Here is a 15,404-nt window from a genome sequence, read left to right on the forward strand (position 1 = left end):
CGCCGTTTTGGCACGACGAGACCCCCGGAGGGCTCACCCATGTCGTCGTTCATGTCCGTTTTCGCGAGCCTGGTCGAGCACTTGGCCGACCTGCTCCAGCCGCTGTTCCACGCCTCGGCCGCGGCCGCCGCGATCATCCTGTTCACCGCGTTCGTACGGCTCCTCGTCCACCCCCTGTCGCGGGCCGGGGCCCGGGGCCAGCGCGACCGCCTCAAGCTCCAGCCGCGCATCGCCGAGCTGCGCAAGAAGCACAAGAAGAACCCGGAGGCGCTACAGAAGGCGATCATGGAGCTGCACCGGGAGGAGAAGGTCTCGCCGCTCTCCGGATGCCTGCCGATGCTGTTCCAGATGCCGGCGTTCTTCCTGCTCTACCACCTGTTCTCCAACAACAGCATCGGCGGCGAGCCCAACGCCCTGCTCGGTCACACCCTCGGCGCGGCCCCGCTCGGCGGGCGGTTCAAGGACGCGCTCGCGCACGGCGGGCTCTTCGGGGAGCAGGGGCTCGTGTACGTGGCGCTGTTCGTGCTCGTCGCGGCCGTGGCGACCTTCAATTACCGGCGTACGAAGCGGCAGATGGCGCTGTCGGCGGCCGCGGCGCCGGCGCCCGACCCCGACCAGCCGCAGGTGCCGGGCATGGGGGCGATGACGAAGCTCATGCCGCTGATGTCGTTCATGACGCTGTTCACGGTCGGCGTCGTGCCGCTCGCCGCCGCGCTGTACGTCGTCACGTCGACGACCTGGAGCGCGATCGAACGGGCCGTCCTGTACCGGGACATGCCGTACGGGGCCGGGGCCGCGCTGCCCGTCTGACGCACGAGCGGGTCCAGTCCGTGAACGGGGTATTGCGGACTGGACGCCGAACTTGGAGGATCGACCAGACCTCCGATGGCTGTCGGCCGCACCGGGCCATGGAGGCTCCTCCGAAAACAGAGGGAGTTACCTCATGAAGCTGCTGCGAGTCGGACCCGCCGGAGCGGAGCGCCCCGCGCTCCTCGACGCCGAAGGGACCCTGCGCGACCTGTCGGGCCTGGTCACGGACATCGACGGGGCGCTGCTCGCGGACGAGGCCGCCCTGGACCGGATCCGTGCCGCCGCCGCCTCCGCGGAGCTGCCCGCCCTTGATTCCGAAGGGCTGCGGGTGGGTCCGCCGGTGGCGCGGATCGGCAAGGTCGTGTGCATCGGCCTGAACTACCACGACCACGCGAAGGAGACGGGCGCCGAGCCGCCCGCCGAGCCCGTCGTCTTCTTCAAGGCGGCGGACACGGTGGTCGGGCCGTACGACACGGTGCTCGTGCCGCGCCGCTCCACCAAGACCGACTGGGAGGTGGAGCTGGCCGTGGTCATCGGACGTACGGCCCGCTACGTCGAGTCGGCGGAGGCGGCGCTCAGCCATGTCGCCGGATACGCGGTCGCGCACGACGTCTCCGAGCGCGAGTTCCAGATCGAGCGCGGCGGCACGTGGGACAAGGGCAAGAACTGCGAGACGTTCAACCCCCTGGGCCCGTGGCTCGTCACCGCCGACGAGGTACCCGACCCGCAGAACCTCGGCCTCAAGCTCTGGGTCAACGGCGAACTCAAGCAGGACGGCACCACCGCGGAGCAGATCTTCTCGGTGGCCGAAGTGGTGCGCTACGTCAGCCAGTTCATGACGCTGTACCCCGGGGACGTCATCAACACGGGCACGCCGGCGGGGGTCGCCATGGGGCGCCCCGAGCCGAAGCCGTACCTGCGGTCCGGGGACGTGGTGGAGCTGGAGATCGAGGGGCTCGGGCGGCAGCGGCAGGAACTCAAGGACGCCTAGCAGTCACCCCCCTCTGGAGCGCGGGTCACGGGGCTCTGCCCCGGACCCCGCTCCTCAATCGCCGGAGGGGCTATTTATTGGTCAATGCCTCCAGCGCCTGTACGACGAGGGCGTGGTCCTCGATCTGGGGGAGCCCCGAGACCACCACGACCCCCACGACACCCGCGCCCCGCACCGTGATCGGGAAGGCGCCGCCGTGGGCCGCGTACACGTCCGGGTCGAGGCGCGAGGACTCCTCGAACGTCGTGCCCTTGGCGCGGAAGCGGCTGCCGACCAGGTACGACGAGGCGTGCCAGCGCTCGACGACGCGGCGCTTGCGGGCGATCCACGCGTCGTTGTCCGGGGTCGATCCGGGCAGCGCCGCGTGGAACAGCTGCTGGCCGCCGCGGGTGATGTCGATCGCGACCGGGGCGCTGCGCTCCCGGGCCAGTTCGACCAGGAGCGTGCCGAGCCGCCACGCGTCGTCGTACGTGAAGGAGTCCAGCGTCAGGCGCTGCTCCTGGGCCTCCAGCTCCTCGATCGTCGGCGCGCTCACAGGGTCACCGTCACCTGCTGGTCGGCGGAGCGGCGGGCCGCCTCCAGGACGTCGAGCGCGGCGGCCGCCTGCGTGGCGGGCACCGGGTTCGGGGCGCCGTCGCGCAGGGCCGCGGCGACGGCGGCGTAGTACGCGGGGTAGTCGCCGTCGATGGTCGGGACCGGGCGGCCGCCGCCGGTCAGCGGGGACTCGCCGGAGCCGACCCGGCCCCACATCGACTCGCCCTCCGCGCCCCAGCGCTCACCCGGCACCGGGCGCCTGCCGTCGCGCAGCGCCGCCTCCTGCGGGTCGAGGCCGTACTTCACGTAACCGGCCTGCGAGCCCAGCACGCGGAAGCGCGGCCCGAGCTGGGCGGTGGTGGCGGAGACGTACAGGTGCGAGCGGACGCCGCTGACGTGGGTGATCGCGATGAACGTGTCGTCGTCCGCCTGGGCGCCGACACGGCGCACGTCGGACTCGGCGTACACGGCGGCCGCCGGGCCGAACAGGGTCAGTGCCTGGTCGACGACGTGGCTGCCGAGGTCGTACAGCAGGCCGCCGATCTCCTCCGGGTTCCCGGACTCGCGCCAGCCGCCCTTGAGCTGCGGACGCCAGCGCTCGAACCGCGACTCGAACCGCTGGATCTCGCCCAGCTCGCCGTCCGCGAGGAGCTTCTGGAGGGTCAGGAAGTCGTTGTCCCAGCGGCGGTTCTGGAAGACGGAGAGCAGCAGGCCGCGCTCGTCGGCCAGCGCCGCCAGCTCGCGCGCCTCGGCCGCCGTGCCCGCCACCGGCTTGTCGACGACGACCGGCAGGCCGGCCTTGAGGGCGGCCGTCGCGAGCGGTACGTGCGTCTTGTTCGGGGACGCGATGACGATCAGGTCGAGATCGTCCGCGCGCTCCCACAGCTCGTCGGGGGAGGCCGCGCACCGCAACGCGCCCCCGGCTGCGACATCTGAGTACGCGGCGCGGGCCTGGGCCTGCCGCTCCGGGTTCGACGTGACGACCGTGTCGAGAACGAGGCCCTCGGTCGCGGCGATCAGCGGCGCGTGGAAGACGGAGCCCGCCAGGCCGTAGCCGATCAGGCCCACGCGCAGGGGAGCACCGCTCTTATCGGTCATGTCAGTCATGCGTTCCATGCCCTCCACTTAAGCAACGGTGTTGCCAAAGTGCAAGCCAGAGAGACAATGGGCCCGTGAATGCGCATGTCACGCACGTACGGTCCACCGCGGGCGTCAACCTCTCCGCCCTGCGCGGGCACAATGCCGCGCTCGTCCTGGACCTGCTGCGCACCGCGGGGGAGCCCGGCATCAGCCGCCTTGAGCTCGCCGAGCGCACCGGTCTGACCCCGCAGGCCGTCAGCAAGATCACGGCGCGGCTGCGCGGCGAGGGCCTCGCCGTCGAGGCCGGGCGGCGCGCCTCCACCGGCGGCAAGCCGCGCACCGTACTGCGCCTGGTCGCCGGGGCGGGGCACGCCATCGGCCTGCACCTCGACCGGGACGAGCTGCGGGCCGTCCTCGCCGACCTGTCCGGCGCGGTCGTCGCCGACCGGCGTGCCCCGCTCGACCTGGGCGCGGGCGCCGAGGTGGTGCTCGCGGCGGTGGCCCGCGAGGTGGACGCGCTGCTCGGCGAGAGCGGCGGCTCCGTGCTCGGGGCGGGCGTCGCCGTCCCCGGACCGCTGGACCACGCCGACGGCGTGCTGCACCGGGTCACCGGCTTCCCGCAGTGGGACGGCTACCCGCTGCGCGACGCGCTCGCCGAGCGGCTCGGCATGCCGGTCGTCGTCGACAAGGACACCAACGCGGCGGCGCTCGGCCTCGCCCTCGACGCCGCCACCGGCGACTGCCGTGACTCCTTCGCCTATCTGCACCTCGGTACCGGCCTCGGCGCCGGGCTCGTCCTCGGCGGCGCGCTCTATCGCGGGGCGCGGACCGGGGCGGGCGAATTCGGCCACCAGGTGATCCAGTTGGACGGACCGGAATGCGACTGCGGAAACCGCGGCTGCATCGAAGCGCTCTGTCTCGCCGCCGTGGCGGACGGCACGGACGACGGCCTGGACGAGGCCGCGCGGGTGCTCGGCGAGGGCGCGGGGAACCTGGTCAGCCTGCTCGACATCGACGCCGTACTGCTCGGCGGACGTACGGTTTCCGCTGCCGAGGAGCGGTTCGTACGGGGAGTGGCCGGTGTGCTCGACGCGCGTGCGCGGCGCGAGGGCGGCGGGTCGGTGATACCGGTGAGGGCCGCGCCCGGCGGTGCCACGCTCGTCGTGGAGGGTGCGGCACAGCTGATCCTCGCCCCGCTGTTCGGCCGTGGGAACGTCGCCTTCCCCGCCAATCGAAAATCACTGAAAGTGAGCTGATCGAGGGGTCTTTGACCGCCATTGGGCCGTACGGGGGCGTGGCGCAAGGGTCGTGTCACGCGCGCGTGACAGATTCCTGGGCCATGGCCATCGGTGCCCGTGAGTCCGGCGATGGTCGTTCAACTCCGCGACCAGCAAAGGCTCTTCATGCGACTGCGCCGCCCGATCGCCCTCGGCATCACCGCCACCGCCATGACGCTCGCCCCCCTCGTCCCCGTTTCGGCGGTGGCGGACGGCGGCCTCCTGTCGAGCCGGGTGTGCGCGGTGGCGGATGTGCTCGGCGCGACGGTGCCCGGCGTGACGGCATGCGGGGGCACGGGGGCCGGGATCACGGCGCAGGACGTGGGCACGCGTCAGCCGGCGGGGGAGACGGGCACCGGTACGGATACGGATACGGGTACAGGTACGGGTGCGGACACGGTGACCGGTACCGGTGCGGACACCAGCAGGGGCACGGACACCGCCACGGGCACCGATACGGGCGCGGACCCGTCCACCGGCACCGACACCGGGCAGAGCGCCGACGACACGAGGGCCGTGCGTACCCCCTTCACCGCGGCCGACGTCGCCGTCCTCGCACCGCAGGGTGGCACCGGCGTCCGTGTCGAGCAGGACCAGGCCGGTGTCCAACAGCCCCTCGCCCACGACGCGTCGGCCGGCACCGGCACCGTCACCCAGGCCTCCGCCTCCCGCGAGTCCGCCTGCCAAGTCGCCCCGGACAGCAGCGAGTTCCCGATCGGGACGACCATCCACAAGGGCCCCGCCGTCTACCACCCCGGCGGCGGCCGCCAGAACTGGTCGATCGACCTCACCAACGCCACCGCCGCGAGCTGCGGCAGCATCCACCCCGTGCTCGTCCTCGTCGACCGGCAGCGGCAGTTGAAGCCGTCGCAGATCCGGCTGGAGTTCTTCGACGGGAGCGCCTGGCGCCCCGTGCCGTTCGAGAAGACCGGCGCGGACGAGATCGTGGGCGTCTTCGACGACGGGTTCCCCGGGTTCTCGATCGGCCCCGGCGGGACGGTCACCGTGAAGGTCCGGCTCGCGTTCACCTCCGGCACCGCCCCCAACCACGTCGTCGCCGACGCCGCGCTCGTGCAGCGCCGGGACGACGACGGGGACTGGGTGGGGGAGTCCGACGACTACCCGTTCGACATCCTCGCGGACGGCGCCGACCCGGGTGCGTCCTTCGCGGACGAGCTCGCCAGGACGGGGCCGGCCTCCCTGCTCGGGCTGGGGGCCACCGCCGGCGCCTTCCTCCTCGGCGGCGGGGCCCTCGTGGTGGGATCCCGGCGCCTTCGCGTCGGAAGGCGCTGAGATCCCACCGGGCCGTTCACCCCGATCTGCGAACATCCCTGCGTGGACTACCCGAACGACCAGGCCCCCGGCGCCCCGGTGCGCGGCGGCATCCCCGAGCACGGCCGCATCCCGAAGTACTACGCGGTCAAAGCCCAACTCGACCTGCTCATAGGTGAGTTGGGAGAGGGTGAGACGCTGCCGACCGAGCGCGATCTCGCCCTGCGGTACGCCGTGTCGCGCGAGACCGTGCGGCAGGCGCTGCGCGAGCTGCTCCTCGAAGGGCGGCTGCGGCGCCAGGGCCGGGGCACCGTCGTCGCGGACCCCAAGCTGGAGCAGCCGCTCTCCCTCGCCTCGTACACCGAGGGCGTCCGGCGCCAGGGGCGGCGCCCGGGCCGCACCCTCATCGGCCTCGAACGCTTCCCGTGCCCGCCCGCGCTCGCCGCCGAGATCGGCCTGGAGTGCGGCGCACCCGTGTGGCACATGGAGCGCGTCCTGCTCGCCGACGACGAGCGGGTGGGCCTGGAGTCCACCTACGTGCCCGTCGCGCGGATGCCGCGCCTCGACGTCGACTTCGACCCCGACTCGTCCTTCTACTCGTACGTCCATGAACGCCTCGGCATCGACTTCGGCTCGGCCGACGAGCGCATCGAGACGGTGCTCGCGACGCCGCGCGAGGCGCTGCTGATCGGGACGCCGCCCGCGCTGCCCATGCTGCTCATCCACCGGGTCTCGTACGACACCGCGGGGCGCGCCACCGAGCGGGTGCGGACGCTTTACCGGGGTGACCGGTTCTCGTTCACCACACGTTTGGGCGGCGACGGGTACTAACACCCCTTTTCCTTCCGAGAGTTGACCTCCGCCGACCCATATCGATAACGGGAATGTAACGGGTCTAGGCCAACCTTGGGTGCCCGTTCACCGTCCCGTTGCCGACCGGACCGGCGCGGGACACCCGTCCCGAGGAGCGTGGTCGCCGTGAGAGAACGGATATGCAGGGGAGTTGAGAGCTGATGGCGCAGCGGAGCAGCGGCATCCGGTTCGACCGGGTCTCCGTCGCGTACGGCGGCGGGAGCAGCGCCACCATCGCTCTCGACGCCCTCGATCTGACCGTCGAGCCGGGCGAGGTGATGGCGCTCCTCGGCCCCTCGGGGTCCGGCAAGACCACCGCCCTGCGCGCGGTCGCCGGGTTCGTGAGGCCCACGCGGGGGCGGGTGTTCATCGGCGAGCGCGACGTCACCGACCTGTCACCGCACCGGCGCGGCATCGGCATGGTCGTGCAGCAGTACGCGCTGTTCCCGCACATGCGGGTCGCGGACAACGTCGCCTTCGGGGTGAAGGCCCAGAAGGTGCCGAAGGGCGAGATCCCCGGGCGCGTCGCCGAGGCCCTGGAACTGACCGGCATGGCCGCGTACGCCCGGCGCCACCCGCGCGAACTCTCCGGCGGCCAGCAGCAGCGCGTCGCCATCGCGCGCGCCCTCGCCATCCGCCCCGGCGTGCTCCTCCTCGACGAGCCGCTCTCCGCCCTCGACGCCCAGCTGCGCTCCGGGATGCTCACCGAACTCGCCCGGCTGCACCGGGAGTTGCCCGACGTCTCCATCCTCTACGTCACCCATGACCAGGTCGAGGCGCTGACCCTGGCCGACCGGATCGCCGTCATGGACAAGGCGCGCCTCCAGGACGTCGGCACGCCGCAGGAGCTGTACCGGCGCCCGCGCACCGAGTTCACCGCGTCCTTCGTCGGCAACGCCAACCTCCTTCCGGTGACGGTCGGTTCGGCGGAGAAGGGCACGGTGTCGTTCGGGCAGGCCGAGCTGAAGGTGCCCACGCAGGACGTGGCGTCGGGCGCCACGGCGACGCTGTGCGTGCGCCCGCACCTCGTCGGGCTCGGTGACGGGCCCAACTCCCTGACGGGCGAGGTCACCGAGGTCCAGTGGCGCGGCTCGACCCATCGGCTCCACATCGATGTGGACGGGCATCGCGTCAAGGCCGACCTGCGCGAACTGCGGGAGCCGCCCGGCCTCGGCGAGCGGGTCACCGTGCACTTCGCACCGGAGGACGCGGTGCTGCTCGCGGCGGGGGTGGCCAAGGATGGCTAGCGCCGGCACCCTCGCCGCTCCGGTCAAGGTCGTCGCCGACTCCCGTAGAAGCATGGGTGGTTGGGTGTGGGCCGTGCCGCCTGTCGCCGCGCTCGCGGTCGTCTTCCTCTATCCGCTCTTCCTCGTCGTCCAGCAGTCCCTCCAGCCGGACACCGGCGGTACGTCCCTGAAGCCGTACGCCGATGTCTTCGCGTCGTCCGCGTTCCGCGAGGCGCTCGGCACGACGGTGTGGCTCGCGGTCGGATCGACCGTCGGCTGCCTGGTCCTCGGCTTCGTGCTCGCGCTCGTCATCGCGTTCGTGCCGTTCCCCGGCGGGAAGGCCGTCGCCAAGTTCATCGACGTGTTCCTCTCCTTCCCGTCCTTCCTGATCACGCTCGCGCTGCTCTTCGTCTACGGGCAGGTGGGCATGGCCAACGGGCTGTGGACGGACGTCACGGGCGCCGCCACCGGTCCTTTCCAGTTCCTGGCGACACCCTGGGGCGTGCTGCTCGCCGAGATCACGTACTTCACGCCCTTCGTGATGCGGCCGCTGCTCGCCGCGTTCTCCCAGGTCGACACGGCGCAGCTCGAAGTGGCCTCGTCGCTGGGGGCGCGGCCCGTGCGGATCGTGCGGCAGGTGATCCTGCCCGAGGCGCGGCCGGCGCTGGCCGCCGGCGGGGCGCTGGTCCTGGTGATGTGCCTGAACGAGTTCGGGATCGTGCTGTTCACCGGGGCGAAGGGGGTGACGACGCTGCCGATGCTCGTGTACGGCAAGGCGATCCTGGAGTCGGATTATCCGGGGGCCTGCGTCGTTGCCGTGGTCAACGTCCTTGTATCTGTCGGGCTTTACGGGGTGTACCGGGTGGTGAGTCGCCGTGTCGATGCTTGATCGGTTGTCGGGTGCGGTTTGTCGTGGGCTGGCCGCGCCCCGCGGCGGAGCCGCTGATCGTCACCGTCCCGCGCCCCTGAGGGGCTGTAGCTGATGCTCGTACACAGCAAGCCGGGCAAGTGGGCCGTCTGGGGCGTCTTCTTCGTCCTCTTCCTGCCCCTCTTCGCCCTGCCGTTGCTCGTCATCGTCGCCGCCTCCTTCGCCACGAACTGGAGCGGCGTGCTGCCCTCCGGGTTCACCGGCGGCCACTACGCCGCCGCGACCCGCGGTGACTCGCTGGCCGCGCTCACCACCAGCCTGGTCACCGCGGTGACGGCGAGTGTGCTCGCGCTCGTCGTGGGCGGGTGGGCCGCGCTGGCCGCGGCCGGGCTGGGGAAGCGGGGGCGGCGCGTCATGGACGCCCTGTTCGTGCTGCCCGTCGCCGTGCCCTCGGTGGTCGTCGGGCTCGCGGTGCTCGTCGCGTTCAGCAAGCCGCCGATGCTGCTCAACGGCACCCGCTGGATCGTGATCGTCGCCCACGCCGTCCTCGTCACCGCGTTCGCCCATCAGTCCGTCACGGCCGCCCTCGTACGGCTCGACCCGGCGTACGAACAGGCCGCCGCCTCGCTCGGGGCCCGGCCCGCGTACGTCCTGTGGAAGGTGAGACTGCCGCTCCTGCTGCCGTCCCTGACCGCCGCCGCAGGCCTCTGCTTCGCCCTGTCCATGGGCGAGTTGAGCGCCACGATGATGCTCTACCCGCCGGACTGGATGCCCCTGCCGGTGCAGATCTACGCGACGACCGACCGCGGCTCGCTGTTCACCGGCTCCGCGATCGCCGTCGTGCTGATGGCGGCCACTCTGGTCGTCCTGCTCGCCGTGTCCCGGATCCGCACCAAGGCCTCGTACCGCTAGAGCTTCTTCTACTTCTTCTTCGCCAACCCCCTTGACCTTGCCAGGAGTTCATCTCGCCATGCGCAGAAACACGCTCACCGCCGTGGCCGCCGCCACCGGCAGCCTCGCCCTCGCCGTCTCCCTGAGCGGCTGCGGAGGCAGCTCCGCGGCCTCCGACGAGAAGGTCGTCACCGTCTACAGCGCCGACGGCCTCAAGGGCGAGAGCGGCGACGGCTGGTACGACAAGGTCTTCAAGGACTTCACCGCGAAGACCGGCATCAAGGTCGAGTACGTGGAGGGCGGCTCCGGCGAGATGGTGCAGCGCGCCGTCCGAGAGAAGTCCAACACGCAGGCCGACGTGCTGGTCACCCTGCCGCCGTTCATCCAACAGGCCGACGGCAAGGGCCTGTTGGCGAAGTACCGGCCGCAGGGGTCGGACCAGGTCGACGGCGCCGACAAGTCGGCCGACGGCACCTGGACCTCCGTCGTGAACAACTACTTCGGCTTCGTCTACAACAAGAAGGAGCTGAAGACGCCCCCGCGGACGTGGGAGGAACTGCTCGACGGGAAGTACAAGAACAAGCTCCAGTACTCGACGCCCGGCGTCGCGGGCGACGGCACCGCCGTCGTCGTCAAGGCCCTGCACGACTTCGGCGGCCAGCGGCCCGCCATGGACTACCTGAAGAAGCTCCAGTCCAACAACGTCGGCCCGTCCGCCTCCACCGGCAAGCTCGCCCCCAAGGTCGACAAGGGCGAACTCCTCGTCGCGAACGGCGACGTCCAGATGAGCTACGCGCAGACGAGGACCATGCCGAACCTCGGCCTGTGGTTCCCGAAGAAGGCCGGCGGCAAGCCGACCTCGTTCGCGCTCCCGTACGCGGCCGGACTGGTCAAGAACGCCCCGCACACCGCGAACGGCAGGAAGCTCCTCGACTTCATGCTCGCCACGAAGCAGCAGCAGGAGGTCAGCGCCATCGGCGGCGGCTTCACGGCCCGCAAGGACGTCAAGGCCACCGACGACAACGCGATCGCCCTCGCCAAGGTCATGGACGGCGTCGAGATCTTCGAGCCCGACTGGGACGACATCGACAAGAACCTCCGGACGTACGTGGAGGACTGGAAGTCGGCGACCGGCAGCTGACCGGAGCCGATGCGCGGCCGTCCGGGTCAAGATCAGCCGTTCCTGATTAGGCTGGGGGGCGTCGGCACAATGTCGTCCCGGCACCCCAGACAGCACGGCTGTAACACCGCGGACCGCAGGAGTGCACGCATGGCAGAGCGCAAGCCCATCGATTCGTGGCTCACCGACATGGATGGCGTGCTCATCCACGAAGGTGTCCCGATCCCCGGCGCCGACGCGTTCATCAAGCGGCTGCGCGAGTCCGGCAAGCCGTTCCTGGTGCTGACGAACAACTCGATCTACACCGCCCGCGACCTCCAGGCCCGCCTCACCCGCATGGGCCTGGAGGTGCCGGTCGGGAACATCTGGACGTCCGCCCTGGCCACCGCCAAGTTCCTGGACGCCCAGCGCCCCGGCGGCACCGCGTACGTCATCGGCGAGGCCGGCCTCACCACCGCCCTGCACGACATCGGGTACGTGCTCACGGACCACGCCCCCGACTACGTGGTCCTCGGGGAGACCCGCACGTACTCGTTCGAGGCCATGACGAAGGCCGTGCGGCTGATCAACGACGGGGCCCGCTTCATCTGCACCAACCCGGACGAGACCGGCCCCTCCACCGAGGGCCCGCTGCCCGCCACCGGCGCCGTCGCGGCCCTGATCACGAAGGCGACCGGGAAGCAGCCGTACTTCGCCGGGAAGCCGAACCCGCTGATGATGCGGACCGGCCTGAACGCCATCGGGGCGCACTCCGAGACCAGCGCCATGATCGGCGACCGGATGGACACCGACGTGCTCGCCGGGCTGGAGGCGGGGATGCAGACCTTCCTCGTACGCACCGGTCTGACCAGTGACGCGGACATCAAGAAGTACCCGTTCACGCCGTCCCACGTCGTCGATTCCATCGCGGACCTCGTCGACCTCGTCGACCTCGTCTGACAGCCGCCGGCTGTTCAAGATGCGAAATGCCGCCGCGCGCGTGAACCTGCCAGTATCAGGAGGTTCACGATGCGTACTGGTCTGCTTGCTCTGAGTGCCGCAGGGGCGGCCGTCGTCCTGGTGACCGGGCCGGTCACCGCCGCCCAGGCCGCCGACAGCCGCGGATCCATCACCGTCACCCCGTACGCCGTGCCCCCGGGCACCGAGGTCGACCTGCGGGTCTCCGGCTGCGACGGGACCACGGGACGCGCCTACTCCGACGCCTTCGTCTCGCCCGGGGTGCTCGCGCCCTCCGCCGATCGGCCGACGCTGTTCGCCGAGGCCCGTGTGAAGTCCTCCGCGGCCCCGGGCAACTACGAGATCAAGGTGACCTGCGACGGCGTCGACGCCAAGGTCAAGGGCACCGTACGGGTCCTGGACCACAGCAGCCCGTCGCCGCGGCCCACTCCCACCGCGCCCGTGCACGCCGGGGGCGGCGGCGCCGCCGAGCAGCTCGCCGCCGTCGAGGAGGGGCCCGGCACCCGGCACGCCCTGATCGGACTCGGCCTCACCGCTGTCGCCGCGGTCGCCGTGGCCTTCCGCAGCGTCCGGCGCCGCCGGTCCACACGGCAGTGAGCGCGCCATGAGCGAACGGTCGGGCGGCGCCGGGCGCCTGATCACCGGCGTCGCCTGGGCGGTGCTGCTGCTCGGCCTGTGGCTGTGGGGCCGGGAGATCACCGACGTCAACCTGTCCTCGCCGACCACCGGCGACGCGGCCGCCGTCGGCCGCCCGCTCGGCGTCGAGCTGCCCGCCGCCCACAAGCCCGTCAAGGCCGCGAAGCCGCAGCGCATCGATGTCTCCGCGCTGCGCATCCAGGCACCCGTCGTCCCCCGCGGCCTGGACGCGGGCGGTGCCATCGACCCGCCGCCCTACGACCAGGCCGGCGTCGTCGGCTGGTACGGCGGCGGGACCGAGCCGGGGGAGCGGGGCACGTCCCTGTTCGTCGGGCACGTCGACACCGAGACCCGGCCGGCCGTCTTCTACCACCTCAGCGAGGCGCGGCCCGGCGACGAGGTGCGGGTGGTGCGCGACGACGGGTCGGTCGCCGAGTTCACCGTGGATGACGTCCAGGTCTTCTCGCGCCGCGACTTCGACCCGCACAAGGCGTACGGGCCGCACCATGACGACCGCGCCGAGCTGCGGCTGATCACCTGCGGCGGGACCTTCGACAAGGCGGCACGGACGTACACGGCGAACGTCGTCGTCTCGGCGTACCTGTCGGGCATCGAGGAAGCGCCGAAGAAGGCGGGATGAGGCACCTGGCCCGGCCGGCGACCCGCTCCCCCCGGAAGCCGCCGGCCGGGCTGGTCCTCGACCGCGCGCGCAGCGGGCTGCGGGAGTAACCCGGCGCCGGCGCGGGAGGTTTGAGGAGGTCATCCCACCCTGGACGAACTGGAGGCCGGGGGCTTGGGCCACTGGGAACGACTCTAGAACGGATGCGCGCCGCAGCCTAGGGGGCGATTGACGCCAAGTACGACAATGGTTGCTCAACGTGGTCGCCGCAGGTGATGGCCGGTCTCACGCGCGTCCGGAGGTGTCGGGGCGCAACTGCCCGTCGGCCAGGGTCCGTTGGGTCACGGCCCGGGAGACCTGGTCGAGCGGCAGCCGGTTCCTGCGCGCGTACTGCCGCAACGCCGTGAACGCGGTGTCCGGCTCGGTGTTCCAGCGCTCGGCCAGCATGCCCTTTGCCTGTTCGATCTGCACACGGCTGGCAAGTGCCTGTTGCAGCTGGCCGGTCAACTCCCTGTACTGGACGTAGGTGCGCTGATGGGAGAGGCCGAGGGCGGCGGCGTCGGCCAGTGACTGTGCGATCGCCAACTCCGCTTCGGTGGCAGGGGGTTCGGGCTTGAAGATGCTGACGGCGCCGAGCACCTCTTCGCGAGTGCGCAGCGGAACGGCGTAGGCGGCGGTGATGCCGTGGCGCAGTGCGACGGCCGTGAAGGTGGGCCAGCACACCGCGGCCTCCTCGGACGTGAGGACGACGGGCGGCACCGCCTTGCCCGTCCGCAGACTGTCGTGGGCGGGCCCGGACGTGGGGGACGCGGCGAGTAACGACCGTACGAGGTGCGGCCGTTCGGAGCTGTGGGCGAACGGCACGGGACGGCCGTCCGCCTCGAGGAGCGACACCCCCGCGCCCCGCGCCTCCAGCAGGTCCACGCACGTGTCGGCCAGACGTCCCAGGTACCGCTCCGCGTCGAACTCGTCGAGGAGTGTGTCCGAGAACTCCACCAGGGCTGTGGCAAGGCGCAGTTCACGGGGTACGTGCGACATGTCCTCAGTCCCTTCCGGACCACTGGCCGGGGCCCCGCCTGCCCGCCGCCTACCCATCGGCAAGGGGCTGTAACAGCTCTTTGACAAGCGACGTCCGCCCTCGTGACCCCGGCGGCACGTATGTCACGATTGAGAACACCAACAGTGCACCCAAGGGGGAGTGGATGTACCGGAAACTGAGGGCCGGCGCAGTCGTCGTGGGGGCAACGCTGCTCGTGACGGCGGTCTCGTCGTGCTCCTCCGGCGGAAAGGGCAACGACAACTCCGCGGAGCCTCCGGTCAAGCAGCAGCCGAAGAGCGCCGACCCGTTCTGGGTCAACCCCGAGAGCAAGGCCGCGAAGGCCGCGTCGGCGCTGAAGAAGGACGGCAAGGACGACGAGGCCGCGGCGGTCCGCAAGATCGCCGAGCAGCCCAGCGGCGAGTGGATCATCCCGGAGAACGCGGAGGAGCAGGCCCGCGGCTACACGGAGGCCGCCAAGAAGGCGGACAGGGACGCGCTGCTGGTCGTCTACAACATCCCGCACCGCGACTGCGGCAACTACTCGAAGGGCGGCGCCGCCGACGGCAACGCGTACCGGGCGTTCATCGACCAGCTCGCGGCCGGTATCGGCGACCGCCCCGCGACGGTGATCCTGGAGCCGGACGCGGTGCAGCACATGGTGGACAACTGCACCCCGGAGCAGTTCCACGAGGAGCGCTACGACCTGCTCAAGGGCGCCATCGGCAAGCTCAAGTCGCTGAAGAACACGACGGTCTACCTGGACGCGGGCAACGCGGGCTGGGGTAAACCCGACCAGATCTTCCAGCCGCTCCAGTGGTCCGGCATCGACCAGGCCGACGGTTTCTCGGTGAACGTGTCGAACTTCTACTCCACCGAGGAGTCCGTGAAGTACGGCAAGGAGCTCTCGGCGAAGGTCGGCAACAAGCCGTTCGTCGTGGACACCAGCAGGAACGGGAACGGTCCCTACACCGGCGGCAACCCCGACGAGCGCTGGTGCAACCCGCCGGGCCGCGCCCTCGGCGAGTCCCCGACGACGAAGACGGGCGACCCGCTGGTGAAGGCGTACCTGTGGGTCAAGCGTCCGGGCGAGTCGGACGGCACGTGCAAGGGCGGGCCCAAGGCCGGCGAGTGGTGGGGGGAGTACGCGGTGAAGCTCGCGAAGGCGGGCGACTAGAAGCACGGACGGACGAAGGGGCGCGGGATCAACTCCCGCGCCCCTTCCGTCTGTTCAA

At 71.2% G+C, this 15,404-nt stretch carries 16 protein-coding genes; 13 read left to right on the plus strand and 3 right to left on the minus strand.

All coding sequences use genetic code 11. The features are described 5' to 3' along the window. Window positions 1-39 precede the first annotated feature (39 nt). Both AB0L37_RS09050 and AB0L37_RS09055 read left to right on the plus strand, forming a co-directional pair. Window positions 40-810: a YidC/Oxa1 family membrane protein insertase gene (locus AB0L37_RS09050; protein ID WP_365501932.1), complete on the plus strand. Its 771-nt coding sequence runs from the start codon at window positions 40-42 to the stop codon at window positions 808-810. A 133-nt stretch (window positions 811-943) separates the two neighbouring features. After that, window positions 944-1,801: a fumarylacetoacetate hydrolase family protein gene (locus tag AB0L37_RS09055; RefSeq protein WP_365501934.1), complete on the plus strand. Its 858-nt coding sequence runs from the start codon at window positions 944-946 to the stop codon at window positions 1,799-1,801. A gap of 70 nt (window positions 1,802-1,871) precedes the next feature. On the opposite strand, the gene AB0L37_RS09060 is transcribed toward AB0L37_RS09055, so the two are convergent. Together AB0L37_RS09060 and AB0L37_RS09065 are read right to left on the minus strand one after the other, a co-directional pair. Next, window positions 1,872-2,336, minus strand: a complete 465-nt coding sequence (locus tag AB0L37_RS09060; protein WP_365501936.1) for a heme-degrading domain-containing protein — start codon at window positions 2,334-2,336, stop codon at window positions 1,872-1,874. Next, window positions 2,333-3,433 carry a Gfo/Idh/MocA family oxidoreductase gene (locus AB0L37_RS09065; protein ID WP_365501938.1) on the minus strand — a complete coding sequence of 367 codons (1,101 nt, stop codon included), beginning with the start codon at window positions 3,431-3,433 and terminating at the stop codon, window positions 2,333-2,335. The genes AB0L37_RS09060 and AB0L37_RS09065 overlap by 4 nt, the downstream gene beginning before the upstream one ends. Window positions 3,434-3,507: 74 nt before the next feature. Here AB0L37_RS09065 and AB0L37_RS09070 point away from each other — a divergent pair, with 74 nt between their 5' ends. From AB0L37_RS09070 to AB0L37_RS09115, 10 genes are all read left to right on the plus strand, one after another. Further along, the gene (locus AB0L37_RS09070; protein ID WP_365501940.1) at window positions 3,508-4,671 is read left to right on the plus strand and encodes an ROK family transcriptional regulator; all 1,164 of its coding nucleotides are present in this window, start codon (window positions 3,508-3,510) and stop codon (window positions 4,669-4,671) included. Between the two features lie 111 nt (window positions 4,672-4,782). Next, window positions 4,783-5,985: a hypothetical protein gene (locus tag AB0L37_RS09075; protein ID WP_365501942.1), complete on the plus strand. Its 1,203-nt coding sequence runs from the start codon at window positions 4,783-4,785 to the stop codon at window positions 5,983-5,985. Window positions 5,986-6,027: 42 nt separating this feature from the next. Beyond that, on the plus strand, window positions 6,028-6,795 hold the full coding sequence (locus tag AB0L37_RS09080) for a GntR family transcriptional regulator (RefSeq protein ID WP_365501944.1): 768 nt from the start codon (window positions 6,028-6,030) through the stop codon (window positions 6,793-6,795). Window positions 6,796-6,977: 182 nt separating this feature from the next. Further along, window positions 6,978-8,063, plus strand: coding sequence for an ABC transporter ATP-binding protein (locus tag AB0L37_RS09085; protein WP_365501946.1), 1,086 nt, complete (start codon window positions 6,978-6,980; stop codon window positions 8,061-8,063). Then, the gene (locus AB0L37_RS09090) at window positions 8,056-8,931 is read left to right on the plus strand and encodes a 2-aminoethylphosphonate ABC transporter permease subunit (protein WP_365501947.1); all 876 of its coding nucleotides are present in this window, start codon (window positions 8,056-8,058) and stop codon (window positions 8,929-8,931) included. The genes AB0L37_RS09085 and AB0L37_RS09090 overlap by 8 nt, the downstream gene beginning before the upstream one ends. A 93-nt stretch (window positions 8,932-9,024) precedes the next feature. After that, a complete protein-coding gene (locus tag AB0L37_RS09095) occupies window positions 9,025-9,822 on the plus strand; it encodes an ABC transporter permease subunit (protein ID WP_365501949.1) in 798 nt (265 codons plus the stop codon). Between the two features lie 58 nt (window positions 9,823-9,880). Next, the gene (locus tag AB0L37_RS09100) at window positions 9,881-10,942 is read left to right on the plus strand and encodes a 2-aminoethylphosphonate ABC transporter substrate-binding protein (RefSeq protein WP_365501951.1); all 1,062 of its coding nucleotides are present in this window, start codon (window positions 9,881-9,883) and stop codon (window positions 10,940-10,942) included. A gap of 129 nt (window positions 10,943-11,071) precedes the next feature. Further along, complete coding sequence (locus tag AB0L37_RS09105; protein WP_365501953.1) at window positions 11,072-11,860, plus strand: HAD-IIA family hydrolase; 789 nt, start codon at window positions 11,072-11,074, stop codon at window positions 11,858-11,860. A 69-nt stretch (window positions 11,861-11,929) separates the two neighbouring features. Then, entirely contained in the window at window positions 11,930-12,475 is a 546-nt protein-coding gene (locus AB0L37_RS09110; protein ID WP_365501955.1) for a hypothetical protein, read from the plus strand. A gap of 7 nt (window positions 12,476-12,482) precedes the next feature. Next, a complete protein-coding gene (locus tag AB0L37_RS09115) occupies window positions 12,483-13,154 on the plus strand; it encodes a class F sortase (protein ID WP_365501957.1) in 672 nt (223 codons plus the stop codon). 264 nt (window positions 13,155-13,418) lie between these two features. On the opposite strand, the gene AB0L37_RS09120 is transcribed toward AB0L37_RS09115, so the two are convergent. Continuing rightward, window positions 13,419-14,171: a GAF and ANTAR domain-containing protein gene (locus AB0L37_RS09120; RefSeq protein WP_365501959.1), complete on the minus strand. Its 753-nt coding sequence runs from the start codon at window positions 14,169-14,171 to the stop codon at window positions 13,419-13,421. A gap of 164 nt (window positions 14,172-14,335) precedes the next feature. Between AB0L37_RS09120 and AB0L37_RS09125 the strand changes: the two genes are divergently transcribed. Continuing rightward, the gene (locus AB0L37_RS09125) at window positions 14,336-15,346 is read left to right on the plus strand and encodes a glycoside hydrolase family 6 protein (protein WP_365501961.1); all 1,011 of its coding nucleotides are present in this window, start codon (window positions 14,336-14,338) and stop codon (window positions 15,344-15,346) included. Window positions 15,347-15,404: the final 58 nt, after the last annotated feature.

Source organism: Streptomyces sp. NPDC052225 (genome assembly GCF_040679615.1).
Taxonomy (GTDB): domain Bacteria; phylum Actinomycetota; class Actinomycetes; order Streptomycetales; family Streptomycetaceae; genus Streptomyces.